The sequence below is a fragment of the Streptomyces sp. NBC_00076 genome (genome assembly GCF_045041235.1).
Lineage (GTDB): Bacteria > Actinomycetota > Actinomycetes > Streptomycetales > Streptomycetaceae > Streptomyces.
The window spans coordinates 7,309,371-7,325,057 of sequence record NZ_CP108242.1 but is presented as its reverse complement, the minus strand read 5'-3'; the positions used below and the strand labels follow the sequence as shown (position 1 = coordinate 7,325,057).

Here is a 15,687-nt window from a genome sequence, read left to right as displayed (position 1 = left end):
CGCACCCCTTCAGTCCGTCCGGCGGTCAGAACCCGCCGCCGAAGTCCCCGCCTCCGCCGAAGTCGCCGCCCCCGAAGTCCCCTCCGCCGAAGCCGCCGCCGAAGTCGTCGGAGTTGAAGTCCGCGCCGGACACGTCGCCGCCCTCGTAGCCGCCGAAGTCGCCGTAGCCGGAGCCGTAGTCGGCCGCGTAGGCCGGGGTGGCCATCATGCTGCCGAGCAGGGTGCCGACGAGCAGGCCGGGCAGGATGCCGCCGCCGAAGTAGCCGCCCGCCCAGGGGCCGTAGGCGGGGCCCGCCTCCCAGTACGGACGGCGGCCGTGCTCGGTGTCGACCTCGCGGACCTCCGGGTCGCGGCCGTCGGCCAGCCGGGTCCGGTCGGCCGCACAGACGGGGACCTCACGGGTCGTGCCGCCCGGGGGCGTCCAGGTCGCGTCGGCCACCGACAGACCGTGCCGCGGGTCGAAGAAGCAGGGCGGTCGGCGGTCGGGCAACGGCCGGCTCTCGCGGCGGGCGGCCAGTGCGGCGAGCGAGAAGCGGCCGTCCGCCAGGGCCTCGGTGACAGCCCGCACGTCCTCCGGCTTCCCGGCCTCCGCCATGGCCGACTTCGCCCGGTCGTAGGCGTCCAGCGATCGCTCGTAGTCCGCGCGCATGGCGTCGTCCGCGCCCGCCTGAGCCGGATGGAAGTCGAGGCGGTCCAGTTCCTCGCCGAACGCGGTGATGTCCTCGTCGACGACGACCCGCAGCTTCTCCAGCGCGGCCCGCTGCTCCTCCTCGTGACGCCGCCGGTTGCGCCGGACCACCGTGTAGGCGCCCGCGCCGCCCACCACCAGCACCGCGCCGACGGTGATCAGCGCGGCGGTGGACACCCTGCCGGCGCCGTCGGAGGAGGAACCCCAGGTGGAGGGCGCCGAACCGCCCATGTTGGTCAGGGCGCGGTCGGTGAAGTCGTCGAGTTGCTTCGTGGCGTCGCTTTCGCCCTTGACGCTGGTCACGAGGTTCCGCACGGCAGCCTGGGGCAGGACCGCGGAGTCCGCGCGGGCGTCGAAGTCCGCTCCGAGGCGGATCGCGTAGAGGCCGGTGATCCCCGTGGCGGTGCGCAGGTCGGTGAAGAGGTTCTTGGTCGGGTAGCCGGCCGGGAGCACGGCGACGAACAAGGGCTTGTCGGCGTCCTTGATCTGCCGGGTCAAGGTGGCGGCGTCGGCCGCGGAGAGCTGTGCGCGGGCGGCCGGGTCGACGTAGACCGGACTCTCGCGCAGGGCCTCGGCGACGGCCGAGACACTCGTGGCAGTGGTGGCACGCTTCGCCTCGGTGGCACTCGTAACCGCCATGGCGCTCGTCGCCGCCGTCGTGTGCTGGGCCGCGTCGGCGCTCGGGGCGCCCACCGCCAGGCCCGTCAGAAGGGCCAGGACGGCGAGCGCCGGCGCGAGCAGCAACCGGGTCGGGCCTCGAGTCAGCAGCGCGGCCTTCATACCTCGAAACTACCCGAAAGGCGGACAATCAGGCATGTCGGCAGGAGAAGCGTTCACACCGCCCGGTAGGCCGCCGTCAGCCGCTCCACCGCCTCTCCGTAGCGCCCGGTCAGCAGCAGGTGGTCCGCGTCGGCGAAGGGCTTCGCCACCGCCGCCGTGATGTGCCGGCCCACCTTCTGCTGGACGATCAGCCGTGCCTCGGTGACGAGCCCGCGGCCCTTCTCCTGGGCTCCGGCCCGTTCCGCCGCCCTGGCCTCCGCCGCCAGCGCCCGCAGCGTCGCCCGGTCGCCCTGCGGGACCTTGGTCAGCGTGGTGAGGCCCCAGCCGTACGGGTACAGCGGGTCGTACGCCGCGTCGCCGACGTTGATCGGCAGCTGGGCCTCGGACTTCGGCCAGGTCAGCGGCAGCTGTCCGGTGAAGGCCCGCCTGCCGTAGAGGACGTCCGCGACACCGTCGCCCTCCGTGCCGGGCAGCCAGGAGGCCACCAGGGCGTCGATGTCGCCGAGCCGGTCGCCGATCAGCTGGGGACGCCCGGAGACGATCAGCACCGCGCACCGCATAGCGGCGCACACCTTGTCCACGGCCGCCCGGTCGGCGGCGGACAGCTCCAGGTCGTGGCCGTTGCCGACGTCGCCGACGCCCTCGGCGTACGGAGTCTCGCCGACGACGACCACGCCGACGTCGTAACCGTGCGTCGATGCCGAGGCGTCCTCGGAGTAGGTGACGTCACCGCCGGCCCTGCGCATCCCCTCCAGGATGGTCGTGCCCGGGGTGATGTCGCCGGAGGAGCCCTGCCAGGTGACGGTCCAGCCGCCGGTCTGGTTGCCGATGTCGTCGGCGTCGGACCCGGCGACGTACACCTTCTGGCTCTTCCTCAGCGGCAGCAGGCCCGCGGAGTTCTTCAGCAGCACCTGCGACTCGGCGGCGGCCTGGCGGGCCACGGCGCGGTGCCCTGCGGAGCCGATCGCGGCGGCGCCGTCGGTGTCGGCGTACGGCTTCTCGAAGAGCCCCAGCCGGAACTTCTGCGTGAGGATGCGCGAGACGGCGTCGTCGATCCGCCGCTCGCTGACACGGCCCGCCTCGACCTCGTCGACGAGGGTGCGGTGGAAGTCCTGGTACGCGTACGGGACCATGATCATGTCGAGGCCCGCGTTGACCGACGTACGGACGTCGGAGGCGAGGTCGCCGGGGAGTTGGTCGATGGCGGCCCAGTCGCTGACGACGAAGCCGTCGAAGCCCATCCGGCCCTTCAGCACCCCGTTGATCATGTCGGCGCGGGCGTGCATCTTCACCGGACCCTGGCCGTCGCCCGCGATGTCGAGCGACGAGAACGACGGCATGACCGTGCCGACGCCGAGGTCGACGGCCTTCTGGTACGGCGCCAGGTGGACTGCCTCCAACTGCTGCCGGGTGACCTTGGTGACGCCCTGGTCGATGGTGTACGTCCCGGTGGTGGAGGAGCCGTACGCCGTGCCTCCGTCGCCGACGAAGTGCTTGGCGGTGGCCAGGACCTTGTCGTCGTTCTTCAAGTCCTTGCCGTCTCGGGCGCCTTGGAGACCCTGGACGACCGTCTCCATGGCCTCGACCAGGGCGGGGTCCTCGCCGAAGGACTCGTAGGTGCGGCCCCAGCGTTCGTCGCGGGCGACGCACAGGCAGGGGGCGAAGTCCCAGGGGATGCCGGTGGCGCGGACCTCGGCGGCGGTCACCGAGCCGGTCCTGCGGGCGAGTTGGGGATCTCTGGTCGCCCCGATGCCGATGTTGTGCGGCATGATCGTGGCGCCGACGAGGTTGTTGTGACCGTGCACGGCGTCGACGCCGTAGATCAGCGGGATCTGGAACCGGGTTGCCCGCGCCCGCAGTTGGAAGGCGTCGATCATCTTCGCCCAGGCTTCTGCGGTGTTGGGCGTCGGGGTGGAGCCGCCGCCGGAGAGCAGCGAGCCGAGGCCGTACGCGGCGATGTCTCCCGGGGTGGTGACGGCTTCGCGCTCGGCCTGGGTCATCTGACCGGCCTTCTCCGCCAGGGACATCCGGGACAGGAGGTCGGCGACGCGCTTCTTCACCGGCAGCGCGCTGTTCAGATACGGCAGCCCGTGGGCGTCGACCACGACCTGCGGGGTCTCGGCGGGGGGCTCGGCGCCGGTGACCGTCAGCTTGAGCGGGATCGTCTCGGCGGCCTCGGCGGACCTGTCCTCGAGGGTGCGGACCCGCACGGTGCGGGAGGTGCCGGAGGCGGTGCCGGCCGGGAACGTGACCTTGCCCTTGATCGGTGTGTAGTCGCTGCCCGAGGCGGTGCCGCCGGTCGTCTCGTAGGCGACGGTCACCGGCTCGTCGATCGGGGCGGAGCCGGTGGTGGCGACGGTGAGCCGGACGCCTGCCGTGCCGCCCTCCTCGACCGGGTGGACAGCGGCGTCGGTCGCCACGCTCGCGCGCGACGCCCCCTCGCCCTCGAAGCGGTCGACGGAGACGGAGGCGGGAACGGGGTCGTCCGCGGCACGGGCCCCCGCGGCGGATCCCGCGGAGGCAAGGGGCAGCAGACCGGTCAGTAAGACGGTGGAGACGAGCAGGACTGTCCTTCGCATGAACGTCCCTCCGGGCGGCTCGGGAATCGCACGGCACTGGCCCCACAACTCCACCGGCAGGCCCTCAGGCCGTCAAGACGCCCCGCGGTACGCCGAGTCGGCACCACCCCCAGGGGCGGTCCTACTCCGCCGGCTCCACCCCCGCCCGCAGCAGCCCGTACGCGTACGCGTCCTCCAGCGCCTGCCAGGACGCCGCGATCACGTTCTCCGCGACACCCACCGTCGACCACTCCCCCGCCCCGTCGGACGTGGAGATCAGGACACGGGTGGTGGACTGGGTGCCATGGACGCCCTCCAGGATGCGGACCTTGTAGTCGACCAGGTCGAGCTTGGCGAGCTGGGGGTAGATCTTCTCCAGTGCGACCCGCAGGGACCGGTCCAGGGCGTTCACCGGGCCGTTGCCCTCCGCCGTGGCGACGATGCGCTCGCCCTTGGCGTAGAGCTTGACCGTGGCCTCGTTGGCGTGGCTGCCGTCAGGGCGGTCCTCGACGATCGCGCGCCAGGACTCGACCTCGAAGTACTTCAGGGGCCTGCCCTCGACCTCGGCGCGCAGCAGCAGCTCGAAGGACGCGTCCGCCGCCTCGTACGTGTAGCCCTGGAGCTCGCGCTCCTTGACCCGGTCGACCACCCGGCCGACCAGCTCGCGGTCGCCGCCGAGGTCGATGCCGAGTTCCTTGCCCTTGAGCTCGATCGACGCGCGGCCCGCCATGTCGGAGACCAGCATCCGCATGGTGTTGCCGACCTGCTCGGGGTCGATGTGCTGGTACAGGTCGGGGTCGACCTTGATGGCGGACGCGTGCAGGCCGGCCTTGTGGGCGAAGGCGGAGACGCCCACGTAGGGCTGGTGGGTGGAGGGGGTCAGGTTGACCACCTCCGCGATCGCGTGCGAGATGCGCGTCATCTCGCGGAGCTTGCCCTCGGGCAGCACCTTCTTGCCGTACTTCAGCTCCAGCGCGGCGACCACCGGGAACAGGTTGGCGTTGCCGACCCGCTCGCCGTAGCCGTTCGCCGTGCACTGGACATGGGTCGCGCCGGCGTCGACCGCTGCGAGGGTGTTGGCGACCGCGCAGCCCGTGTCGTCCTGGGTGTGGATACCGAGCCGGGCGCCGGTGTCGGCCAGCACCGTGGAGACGACCGCCTGGACCTGCGCGGGGAGCATCCCGCCGTTGGTGTCGCAGAGGATCACCACGGACGCGCCGGCCTGAGAGGCGGCCCGTACGACCGCCTTCGCGTACTCGGGGTTGGCGCGGTAGCCGTCGAAGAAGTGCTCGCAGTCGACGAAGACCCGGCGGCCCTGCTCCGTCAGGTAGGAGACCGTGTCGCGGACCATCTCCAGGTTCTCGTCCAGCGTGGTGCGCAGGGCGAGTTCCACGTGCCGGTCGTGCGACTTCGCGACCAGCGTGATCACCGGGGCCCCCGAGTCCAGGAGGGCCTTGACCTGCGGGTCCTCGGAGGCCTTCGCGCGGGCCCGGCGGGTGGCACCGAAGGCGACCAGCTGGGCGTGCTTGAAGTCGATCTCCTGCTGTGCGCGGGCGAAGAACTCGGTGTCCCGCGGGTTGGCGCCGGGCCAGCCGCCCTCGATGAAGCCCACGCCGAAGTCGTCCAGGTGCCGCGCGATGGCCAGCTTGTCCGCGACGGTGAGGTTGATGCCCTCCCGCTGCGCGCCGTCGCGCAGAGTGGTGTCGAAGACGTGGAACGAATCGTCGAGTTCGCTGGGTTCGGTCATGGTGTCAAGGCTCCTGTGTTGGATCTCGGTCTACCGGAATGACCGGCTCCACCGTCCCCACATGGTCCCTCGCGCTCTCGCCTCCGGCTGCGGGTGGGCCAGAAAAAGCGAAAAACCCCTCGCGGGTGCGAGAGGTCTGCGCGCGGGTCGAGGACGACGGTGTCCGCCCGTACCTGGTCGTACGTGGCGGTCACTGCGGACCGGCGCGCCTGCTGCCAATAATCATGGCGAACGAGAGCACGGACGCAGTCTGGCACAACCCGCCCCGGCGCTCACCGGCCGTCTCAGAATGCGAGCCTGTGATCTTGCAAGAAGCTGCCACCGACGCCCCGGCCGGGGTGGCCCGGGCTCCGGGGCGGCCCGCGAAGCGGCGGACCAACCGAGGCCCGCCGCAGGACGCGGCGGGCCTCAGGATCCGCGTGCTCCGGATCCGCGCGCTCCGGATCCGCGCGGCTCAGCCCAGCTTGTGCATCCAGCCGTGCTTGTCCTCGTTGACCCCCCGCTGGATGCCCAGCAGGGCCTCCCGCAGCCGCAGCGTGACCTGGCCGGGGGTGCCGTCGCCGTGGGTCCAGGCGGAGTCCTTGGTCTTGACGTGGCCGACCGGGGTGACGACGGCCGCGGTGCCGCAGGCGAAGACCTCGGTGAGGGCGCCGGAGGCGGCGTCCGCGCGCCACTGCTCCAGCGTGACGACATCCTCCTCGGCGGTGTAACCGAGGTCGCGGGCGACCTGGAGGAGCGAGTCGCGGGTGATGCCCTCCAGGATCGAACCGGTGAGCGACGGGGTGACGATGCGGTCGCCGTAGACGAAGGCGATGTTCATCGAGCCGGACTCCTCGACCTTGGTGCGGGTCACCGCGTCGAGGTAGACGACCTGGTCGCAGCCGTTGCGGGCGGCCTCGGCCTGGGGCAGCAGGGAGGCCGCGTAGTTGCCGCCCGTCTTGGCGTCACCGGTGCCGCCGGGGACGGCGCGGACATGGTCCTCGGAGACCCAGATGGTGACCGGCTTGACGCCACCGGCGAAGTAGGCGCCGGAGGGGGACGCGATCAGCATGAAGAGGTACTCGTTCGCCGGGTGCACGCCGAGCGCGGCCTCCGTGGCGAACATGAACGGGCGCAGATAGAGGGACTCCTCGCCGCCGTGCGGCGGCACCCAGTCGGCGTCCTGCCCGAGCAGCGCGTCGAGGGCCGCGATGAACAGTTCCTCGGGCAGCTCGGCCATGGCCATCCGGCGGGCCGAGTTGCGGAAGCGGCGGGCGTTGGCCTCGGGGCGGAAGACCGCGACCGAGCCGTCGGACTGGCGGTACGCCTTGAGGCCCTCGAAGATCTCCTGGCCGTAGTGAAGGACGTGGGTGGAGGGGTCGAGGGAGATCGGCCCGTACGGAACGAGCTGCGCGTCGTGCCAGCCGCGCCCCTCCGTCCACTTGATCGTCACCATGTGGTCGGTGAAGTGGCGGCCGAACCCGGGGTTGGCCAGGATCGCCTCGCGCTCGGCGGCGGAGAGCGGGCTGGCGGACGGCTTGAGCTCGATCGTCGTGGGCGTCGTCATGAGTGGTGTCCTTCACCGGTCGTAGTGACGGGCCGCGCTCACGCCCGTACTGCCCGTGGCCAGTGCTAGGACGTCCGAGCTTTCCCTCATTCCGCGGCTCCGCGTTCGATTATCGCAAGCGGGAGTCCGATGAGGTACCGCCAGCGCCCTTGAGGCTGTCGGGGGCGAGAACGGCGTGAGATGCGACCCAGGGGATGATGGTGGCACCCGGCGGGGACATGCGAAAGCCGCCGGGTTCTCAGTGACCCGGCGGCTTGCGGGAAGCGCGGCGGGTCAGCCGGCTACGCGTACGGCGAGCGCGTCGCCGATCTCGGAGGTGCTGCGGGCCGGCTTGCCGGTGCGCTCCGCGAGGTCTACGGAGACCGCCTCGTCGATGCGGGCGGCCTCGGCCTCGTAGCCGAGGTGACGCAGGAGCAGGGCGACGGACAGGACCGTGGCGGTGGGGTCGGCCTTGCCCTGGCCGGCGATGTCCGGGGCCGAGCCGTGCACGGGCTCGAACATGGACGGGAACTCGCCGGACGGGTTGATGTTCCCGCTCGCGGCGACGCCGATGCCGCCGGAGACGGCCGCGGCGAGGTCGGTGATGATGTCGCCGAAGAGGTTGTCGGTGACGATCACGTCGAAGCGCTCGGGCTGCGTGACCAGGTAGATGGTCGCCGCGTCCACGTGCATGTACTCGGTGGTGACCTCGGGGAACTCCGCGGCCACCTTGTTGAAGATGTTCGTCCACAGGTGACCGGCGAAGGTCAGCACGTTGTTCTTGTGGATCAGCGCGAGCTGCTTGCGCGGGCGGGCCTGGGCGCGGGCGAAGGCGTCCCGGACCACGCGCTCCACACCGAAGGCGGTGTTGACGGAGACCTCGGTGGCGACCTCGTGATCGGTGCCCTTGCGGATGGTGCCGCCGTTGCCGGTGTACGGACCCTCGGTGCCCTCGCGGACGACGACGAAGTCGATCTGCGGCTCGCCGGCCAGCGGGGTGGCGACACCCGGCAGCAGCTTCGAGGGACGCAGGTTGACGTGGTGGTCGAAGGCGAAACGGAGCTTGAGCAGGAAGCCGCGCTCCAGGACACCGGACGGCACCGACGGGTCGCCGATCGCGCCGAGCAGGATCGCGTCGTGCTTCTTGAGGGCGTCGAGGTCGGCGTCCGTGAGGGTCTCGCCGGTGGCGTGGTAGCGCTTGGCCCCGAAGTCGTAGTCCTTGGTCTCCAGCTTCACATCCTGCGGAAGGACGGCGGAGAGGACCTTCAGGCCTTCGGCCACGACTTCCTGGCCGATGCCGTCACCGGGGATCACTGCGAGATTGAGGCTGCGAGACATGTCGGCACCGTACTCCTTGTCCCATGGGATGACATGCGTTGTCCGCGATACGGACATGCGGGAGCACTGTCGGAGGGACGTGCACGCCAACCCGTTGCCGCGCGTTCACCCGTACGTATGACCGGTGTTGAGCTCCGCTGGGAAGTTCACCCTCATGGAGACACCCGACTGCGGCATCCCGCCCGAACTCGCGCGCCGGATGAGCATGGCCGAGCAGCACGAGTACCTGCGCACGAAGCTGTCCCGGCGGCGCACCCTGGTGACGGCGGGCGCGGTGGCCGGCGGGCTGCTGACGGGCTGTTCGGGCGGCAACTCGCCGCGCACCGCGGTCAGCCCGACGGCCACCTCGGCCTCGTCGGCGTCGGCGTCGGCGTCAGGGGCCCATGGCTCGGCCGCCGTCCCGTTCGGCCGGCATCTCGCCTTCGGCGCCGATCCCCGGACCGGGATGCGGATCTCCTGGCAGGTCCCGTTCGCGGTGCGCAGGCCGTACGTCCGGATCGGCACCCGGCCCGACGACCTGAGCCGGAAGATCGACGCGGAGGTGCGCGACCTGCACACGCCGGGGGTGAGCGGGGTGCGCCTGGCGCTCGACCAGTTCTACGGACACGCGGCCCTGGACGGCCTGCTCCCCGGCACCACGTACTACTACGGCGTCGGCCACGACGGCTTCGACCCGGCCGCGCCCGCCCACCGGTCGACGATCGGCTCGTTCCGTACGGCGCCGGCGACACCGGAGCGGTTCGTGTTCACCGCGTTCGGCGACCAGGGGGTCAGCCGGGCGGCCGCCGCCAACGACCGTGTCCTGCTGGACCAGAAGCCCGCCTTCCACCTGCACGCGGGTGACATCTGCTACGCGGACGGCACCGGCCACGGCGAGAAGAGCGACGGCTACGACCCCGCCTACTGGGACCTGTTCCTCAAGCAGAACGAGCCCGTCGCGAAGTCGGTCCCCTGGATGGTGACGACCGGCAACCACGACATGGAGGCCTGGTACTCACCGGAGGGCTACGGCGGCCAGCTGGCCCGCTGGTCCCTCCCGGACAACGGCTTCGACCCGCGCACCGCGCCCGGCGTGTACGCGTTCAGGTACGGCAACGTCGCCTGCGTGGCACTGGACGCGAACGACGTCTCGTACGAGATCCCCGCCAACTTCGGCTACACGGGCGGGAAGCAGACGGCCTGGCTGGACCGGAAGCTGGCCGAGCTGCGGGCGGACGCCGCCGTGGACTTCGTCGTGGTCTTCTTCCACCACTGCGCCTACTCGACCTCCTCGCACGCCTCCGACGGGGGCGTGCGCAAGGAGTGGCTGCCGCTGTTCGCCAAGCACCAGGTGGACCTGGTGATCAACGGCCACAACCACGTCTACGAGCGCACGGACGCCATCAGGGACGGGGAGGTGGGCCGGCCGGTCCCGATCGGCGCGACGACCGACCCGACGAGGGACGGGATCGTGTACGTCACGGCGGGCGGCGGCGGCAGGGACCTGTACGGCTTCCCGGCGGGCGTGAAGGAGAGCTACGAGGGACACGTCAAGGACCGCGAGTCCGTGGAGTCCTTCCAGTGGACGAAGACGCAGCAGTCCAGGAAGGAGACTGTCGAGTGGTCCCGGGTGCGCTACCGCGGGTTCTCCCTCCTCTCGGTGGAGGCGGAGAGCGGTACGCGACCGAAGCTCACGGTGTCGGCGCTGGCGCAGAACGGGAAGCGCATCGACCATTTCGAGGTGCGGCGCGGCGCGTGAAACCGCGCCGCACCTCGATGCGGGTGCGGCTCCCGTCTTGTGCGAATCCAGGCTCTGCGGACTCGCGTGTCCCGCTTTCGCAGGTCAGTGGCCGGTCGAGCCGCCGTTGTCGCGGCGGTCGAGGGCGCGCTGGAGTGCGGCGGCGGCGTTCTTGCGGTCCGACTCGCTGGTACGAGAGGTGTGACGGACTCGACGGCGGGCGGTCGTCTCGGCCATGGGGAATCGACTCCTTCGAGATTCCGGAGTGCACAAAGGGGGTTACGAGACGCCGGAAGAGGCGGGGAGCGGTGCCGCAGGGGTTGCCTGCACGGGGCCCGGCTCACGACCGCCATTCGCTGGGTCGAGCGAGACGTTCGGCTCCTACAAAGTTAAGGGAGGACGGCCTGTCTGTCTCCACAATTACTCGGACTTCCTACTATCTGAGACGGCGCCCTCCCAACACCGCGCCGACCTGCGCCCCGTCCTCGTCGCGGACGCACAGGAACGGGCCAGGTCGACGACCTGGCCCGTCCGTGTGCGCGTGGGCTCAGCCCATGTGCGGGTACGGGTAGTCGGTCGGCGGGACCAACGTCTCCTTGATCGCGCGGGTCAGGGTCCAGCGCATCAGGTTCTGCGGGGCGCCGGCCTTGTCGTTGGTGCCGGAAGCCCGGCCGCCGCCGAAGGGCTGCTGGCCGACGACGGCGCCGGTCGACTTGTCGTTGATGTAGAAGTTGCCGGCCGCGTAGCGGAGCTTCTCCATCGTGTACGCCGCCGCCGCGCGGTCGGCGGAGATGACCGAGCCGGTCAGCGCGTAGTCGGACACCGACTCCATCTGGGTCAGCATCTCGTCGTACGCGTCGTCCTCGTAGACGTGGACCGCGAGAACCGGGCCGAAGTACTCCGTCGTGAAGACCTCGTTCTCCGGGTCGCCGCACTCGATGACGGTCGGGCGGACGAAGTAGCCGACCGAGTCGTCGTACGAACCGCCCGCGACGATCGCGCAGTTCGGGTCCGACTTCGCCCGGTCGATGGCTGCCTTGTTCTTGGCGAAGGCGCGCTCGTCGATGACCGCGCCGATGAAGTTCGACAGGTCGGTGACGTCACCCATGGCGATGGAGTCGACCTCGGCGGCGAACTCCTCGCGGAAGCCGCTGTTCCAGATCGACGCCGGGATGTAGGCCCGGGAGGTCGCGGAGCACTTCTGGCCCTGGTACTCGAAGGCACCGCGGGTCAGGGCGGTCTTGAGGATCGCGGGGTCGGCGCTCGGGTGGGCGACGACGAAGTCCTTGCCGCCGGTCTCGCCGACCAGGCGCGGGTAGGTGCGGTACTTCTCGATGTTGGCGCCGACCGTCTTCCACAGGTGCTGGAAGGTCCTGGTCGAGCCGGTGAAGTGGATGCCCGCGAGGTCGCGGTGGTTCAGGGCGACCTCGGAGACCTCGATGCCGTCACCGGTGACGAGGTTGATGACGCCCTTGGGCAGACCGGCCTCCTCCAGGAGCCGCATCAGCAGCACGGCGGCGTGGGTCTGCGTGGGCGACGGCTTCCAGACCACGACGTTGCCCATCAGCGCGGGCGCGGTGGGCAGGTTGCCCGCGATCGCCGTGAAGTTGAAGGGCGTGATCGCGTAGACGAAGCCCTCGAGGGGGCGGTGGTCCAGGCGGTTCCAGACGCCCGGAGAGTTCGCCGGGGGCTGCTCGGCGAGCAGGTCGCGGGCGTACTTGACGTTGAAGCGCCAGAAGTCGATCAGCTCGCAGGGGGTGTCGATCTCGGCCTGCTGGGCGGTCTTGGACTGGCCGAGCATGGTGGAGGCGGCCAGCGTCTCGCGCCAGGGACCGGCCAGCAGCTCGGCGGCGCGCAGGATGATCGCCGCTCGGTCGTCGAAGGACATCGCACGCCAGGCGGGCGCGGCGGCGAGGGCCGCGTCGACGGCGTCCTGGGCGTCCTGCCGGGTGGCGTTGCCGTACGTGCCGAGGCGGGCCTTGTGGTTGTGCGGCTGCACGACGTCGAAGCGCTCACCGCCGCCCAGTCGCTTCTCGCCGCCGATGACGCACGGCAGATCAACGGGGTTGTCGGCCAGCTCCTTGAGCTTCGTCTCCAGTCGAGCGCGTTCCGGCGAGCCCGGGGCGTAGCCGTGCACCGGCTCGTTGACGGGGGTGGGGACCTGGGTCACAGCGTCCATGATTTCCGTACTCCTTCTAGAGCGGTGTGTTTCCGGGGCTCAGCCCTTGGTGATCATGCTGCGCGCGAAGAACCGCAGGTTGGCCGGTTTCTCCGCCAGCCGCCGCATGAAGTAGCCGTACCAGTCGGTGCCGTAGGCGGTGTAGACGCGCATGCGGTGGCCCTCGGCGACGAGCCGTAGGTGCTCTTCGCCGCGGATTCCGTACAGCATCTGGAACTCGTACTCGTCGAGCTTGCGGTCGGCCTGCCGGGCGAGTTCCTGGGCGATGGAGATGAGGCGCGGGTCGTGGGACCCGACCATCGGGTACCCCTCGCCCTCCATCAGGATCTTCAGGATCCGCACGTACGCCTTGTCGATCTCGTGCCTGTGCTGGTGGGCGACCTCGGCGGGCTCGTTGTACGCACCCTTCACCAGCCGCACGCGGCTGCCGTTCGCGGCGAGGCGGCGGGCGTCTGCCTCGGTGCGGTGGAGGTAGGCCTGGATGACGCAGCCGGTCTGCGGGAAGTCCTTCCGCAGGTCCTCGTGGATGGCGAACATCGAGTCGAGGGTGGTGTGGTCCTCCGCGTCGAGGGTGACGGTCGTCCCGATCTCCGCGGCGGCCTCGACGACGGGACGGATGTTGGCGAGGGCCAGCTCGTGACCGCCGTCGAGCGCCTGGCCGAACATGGACAGCTTGACGGACATCTCGGCGCGGGTGCCGAGCTCCAGCCCCTTGAGCCGGTCCACGAGCTCCAGGTAGGCGTCCCGGGCGGCGGCGGCCTGTCGGGGCGTGGTGATGTCCTCGCCGACGACGTCCATCGTCAGCTCCAGGCCCCTGTCGGTCAGGTCCCGGACGATCGACACGATCTCGTCGACGGTCTCGCCGGGGATGAAGCGGTCGACGACCTGCTTGGTCATCGGGGCCGCCGAGATCAGGCTTCGGATCAGGTCGCTGCGCGACGCGGCGAGAATCACGGGACCCAGCACGGGGCACCTCCACATACCAACCCGGATGAGGCCGATACCCGAAGATTCGGGAACGGCACGGGGAACCACCGTGAAACCTAAGGATCTCTCCGATCGTGTGCCATCGACAGCTGTCACGCATTCGTGGCCTGGATCTCAGACAGATGTATGAAGGCCTCGCGCCGATGGGGGAGAATGCCTGGGTGACGTCGGACGCTGCGCCTTTCAGGAACGTGAGTGACTACCAGGAGCTGGTCGACGAGATCTCCGAGCTCCTCGGCGCTCCCGCGACCCTGGAGAGCCGGGACTTCGAGCTGATCGCCTTCGGTGCGTACGACAGTGAGGGCGACCTGGACGCTTCGGCGCTGGACCCCGTGCGCACCCGTTCGATCCTCGCGCGGCGCTCCACGGCCGCCGTCCGCTCGTGGTTCGAGGGCTTCGGCATCACCCGGGCGACCGGGCCGGTCCGCATCCCGCCGACCCCCGAGGCGGGCGTCCACCGGGGGCGGATCTGCCTTCCCGTACGCCATCGGGGTGTCGTGCTCGGTTACGTCTGGCTGCTGGACGACGACCCGGGGCCGACCGAGCGGCAGCTGGCGGCGGCGATGGAGGTGACGGCCCGCATCGGCGCGCTGCTCGCGGACGAGGCGCAGCACGGCGCGGATCTGAGCAGGGAACTGCGGGCGGTCCTCATCGCCGAGCGGGGCTGGCAGCACGACATGGCCGTCGCCGAACTCCGCACGGCCCTCGGACCGCGCGCGGACACCCTCCACACCGTGGTCTGCGTGGCCCCGTGGCCGTCGGCCGACCCTGAGGACGCCCCGTCCGTCCGTACGGTGCCGGGGGCGACGGCCCTGTGCACGGTGCCCTGGGGAGCGACGGCCCACTCCCTCGCCCTGCTGGTCCGGCTCCGCGCACCGGACGTCCTGACACCGGCGACGTCGGCAGCGGGACGTCTGCTGGAGCGGGCGGGATCACCGACCGGAGGCGTGGGCGGGACGCAGGTCACGGGCGGCGGCGCCGGGGGCAGACCGTCAGTCGCCGGTACCGCAACGGGGAGCGGGCCGGTGGACCCGGTGACGTCCGGCGACGGGGTCGGCGCGGTGGGCGCCGGTATCGCCGTCGCCCGCGTCGGCCTCGCCGAGCTGGGCGCCGCCTGGCGTGAGGCCTCGGCCGCCGCCCGAGCGGCCCTGGCGGAACCGCGGTTCGGGCCGGTCGCCGAGTGGGCGGACATCGGTCCGTACCGCCTGCTGACCTCACTGCCTCCGGAGACGGCCCAGGACCCCGCCGTACGTGCGCTCCTGTCCCCCGCCCACCGCGAACTGGCCCGCACCACCGAGCTCTACCTGGACTGCGCCGGCCAGGCCGCCCGCACCGCCGCCGAGTTGGGTATCCACCGCCAGACCCTCTACTACCGCCTGTCCCGGGTCGAGAAGCTCACCGGTCTCGATCTGGACGACGGCGAGGACCGACTGTTGTTGCACATGGTGTTGAAGCGGGCACGGTTGTAGGCACGTCCGGGACGGCCGCGCCGCGGGATGCTACAGACATGCGCCTGCTGATGATCGATCTCGACAACACCCTGGTCGACCGGGACGCCGCCTTCCGGGAGGCGCTCGCGTCGTTCCTGGCCGAGTACGCGCTGCCCGCCGACGATCTCCCCCGACTGCTGGCCCTCGACGCGAGCGGCTACACGCCACGCCCGGACGTCGCCCGGGCCATGATCGACCGCTACGGCGCCGCGGTCCCCGACTCCGCCGTGCACGCCCTGCTCGACCACGGCGCCGCCGAACGCGTCACCCTGCCGGAGCCGACCCACCGTGCTCTCGGTGAGGCCGTCGCGGCCGGCTGGACCTGCGTGATCGTCAGCAACGGCCGCGTCGCCCAGCAGGAGACGAAGATCCGGACCACCGGGCTGGACCGGCTCGTCCACGGCTGGGTGGTCTCCGAGGCCGTCGGCCACAAGAAGCCCGCTCCGGAGATCTTCCACGCGGCCGCGTCCCTGGTCGGCGCACAGCTGGGCGGCGCCTGGATGATCGGCGACTCACCGCACGCCGACGTCCGGGGCGCGAAGGGTGTCGACGCGCACAGCGTGTGGGTGTCGGGCGGCCTGCCGTGGACCGAGGTCGGCTACCGGCCCACCCGTATCGCCCGGGACACCGCCACCGCCATCCGCCAGGTCGTCGGCGTCAAGGGGTGACGCCGCCGAG

Annotated in this window: 11 protein-coding genes; 3 read left to right on the top strand and 8 right to left on the bottom strand. The window is 71.0% G+C overall.

The window, feature by feature from the left end:
* Positions 1–25: 25 nt before the first annotated feature.
* From OHA64_RS33455 to OHA64_RS33435, 5 genes are all read right to left on the bottom strand, one after another.
* Entirely contained in the window at positions 26–1,468 is a 1,443-nt protein-coding gene (locus tag OHA64_RS33455) for a hypothetical protein (RefSeq protein WP_405619530.1), read from the bottom strand.
* Between the two features lie 53 nt (positions 1,469–1,521).
* A complete protein-coding gene (locus OHA64_RS33450; protein ID WP_405619528.1) occupies positions 1,522–4,047 on the bottom strand; it encodes a glycoside hydrolase family 3 N-terminal domain-containing protein in 2,526 nt (841 codons plus the stop codon).
* Between the two features lie 121 nt (positions 4,048–4,168).
* Positions 4,169–5,773 (bottom strand): citramalate synthase, encoded by a 1,605-nt coding sequence (gene cimA, locus OHA64_RS33445; protein ID WP_405619526.1) that lies wholly within the window; start codon positions 5,771–5,773, stop codon positions 4,169–4,171.
* Between the two features lie 454 nt (positions 5,774–6,227).
* The gene (locus OHA64_RS33440) at positions 6,228–7,319 is read right to left on the bottom strand and encodes a branched-chain amino acid aminotransferase (protein ID WP_405619524.1); all 1,092 of its coding nucleotides are present in this window, start codon (positions 7,317–7,319) and stop codon (positions 6,228–6,230) included.
* Between the two features lie 273 nt (positions 7,320–7,592).
* A complete protein-coding gene (locus tag OHA64_RS33435; protein ID WP_405619522.1) occupies positions 7,593–8,636 on the bottom strand; it encodes a 3-isopropylmalate dehydrogenase in 1,044 nt (347 codons plus the stop codon).
* Between the two features lie 154 nt (positions 8,637–8,790).
* Between OHA64_RS33435 and OHA64_RS33430 the strand changes: the two genes are divergently transcribed.
* Positions 8,791–10,374, top strand: coding sequence for a purple acid phosphatase family protein (locus tag OHA64_RS33430; RefSeq protein WP_405619520.1), 1,584 nt, complete (start codon positions 8,791–8,793; stop codon positions 10,372–10,374).
* A gap of 84 nt (positions 10,375–10,458) precedes the next feature.
* Here the strand turns inward: OHA64_RS33430 and OHA64_RS33425 are convergent, their stop codons facing one another.
* The 3 genes from OHA64_RS33425 to OHA64_RS33415 form a co-directional block, all read right to left on the bottom strand.
* Positions 10,459–10,590 (bottom strand): hypothetical protein, encoded by a 132-nt coding sequence (locus tag OHA64_RS33425; RefSeq protein WP_020121043.1) that lies wholly within the window; start codon positions 10,588–10,590, stop codon positions 10,459–10,461.
* Positions 10,591–10,900: 310 nt separating this feature from the next.
* Entirely contained in the window at positions 10,901–12,532 is a 1,632-nt protein-coding gene (gene pruA / locus OHA64_RS33420) for an L-glutamate gamma-semialdehyde dehydrogenase (RefSeq protein WP_405619518.1), read from the bottom strand.
* Positions 12,533–12,571: 39 nt separating this feature from the next.
* Complete coding sequence (locus OHA64_RS33415; RefSeq protein WP_405619516.1) at positions 12,572–13,498, bottom strand: proline dehydrogenase family protein; 927 nt, start codon at positions 13,496–13,498, stop codon at positions 12,572–12,574.
* Between the two features lie 164 nt (positions 13,499–13,662).
* Between OHA64_RS33415 and OHA64_RS33410 the strand changes: the two genes are divergently transcribed.
* Both OHA64_RS33410 and OHA64_RS33405 read left to right on the top strand, forming a co-directional pair.
* Positions 13,663–14,988, top strand: a complete 1,326-nt coding sequence (locus OHA64_RS33410) for a PucR family transcriptional regulator (RefSeq protein WP_405619514.1) — start codon at positions 13,663–13,665, stop codon at positions 14,986–14,988.
* A 38-nt stretch (positions 14,989–15,026) separates the two neighbouring features.
* Positions 15,027–15,677, top strand: a complete 651-nt coding sequence (locus OHA64_RS33405; protein WP_405619512.1) for an HAD family hydrolase — start codon at positions 15,027–15,029, stop codon at positions 15,675–15,677.
* Positions 15,678–15,687 lie beyond the last annotated feature (10 nt).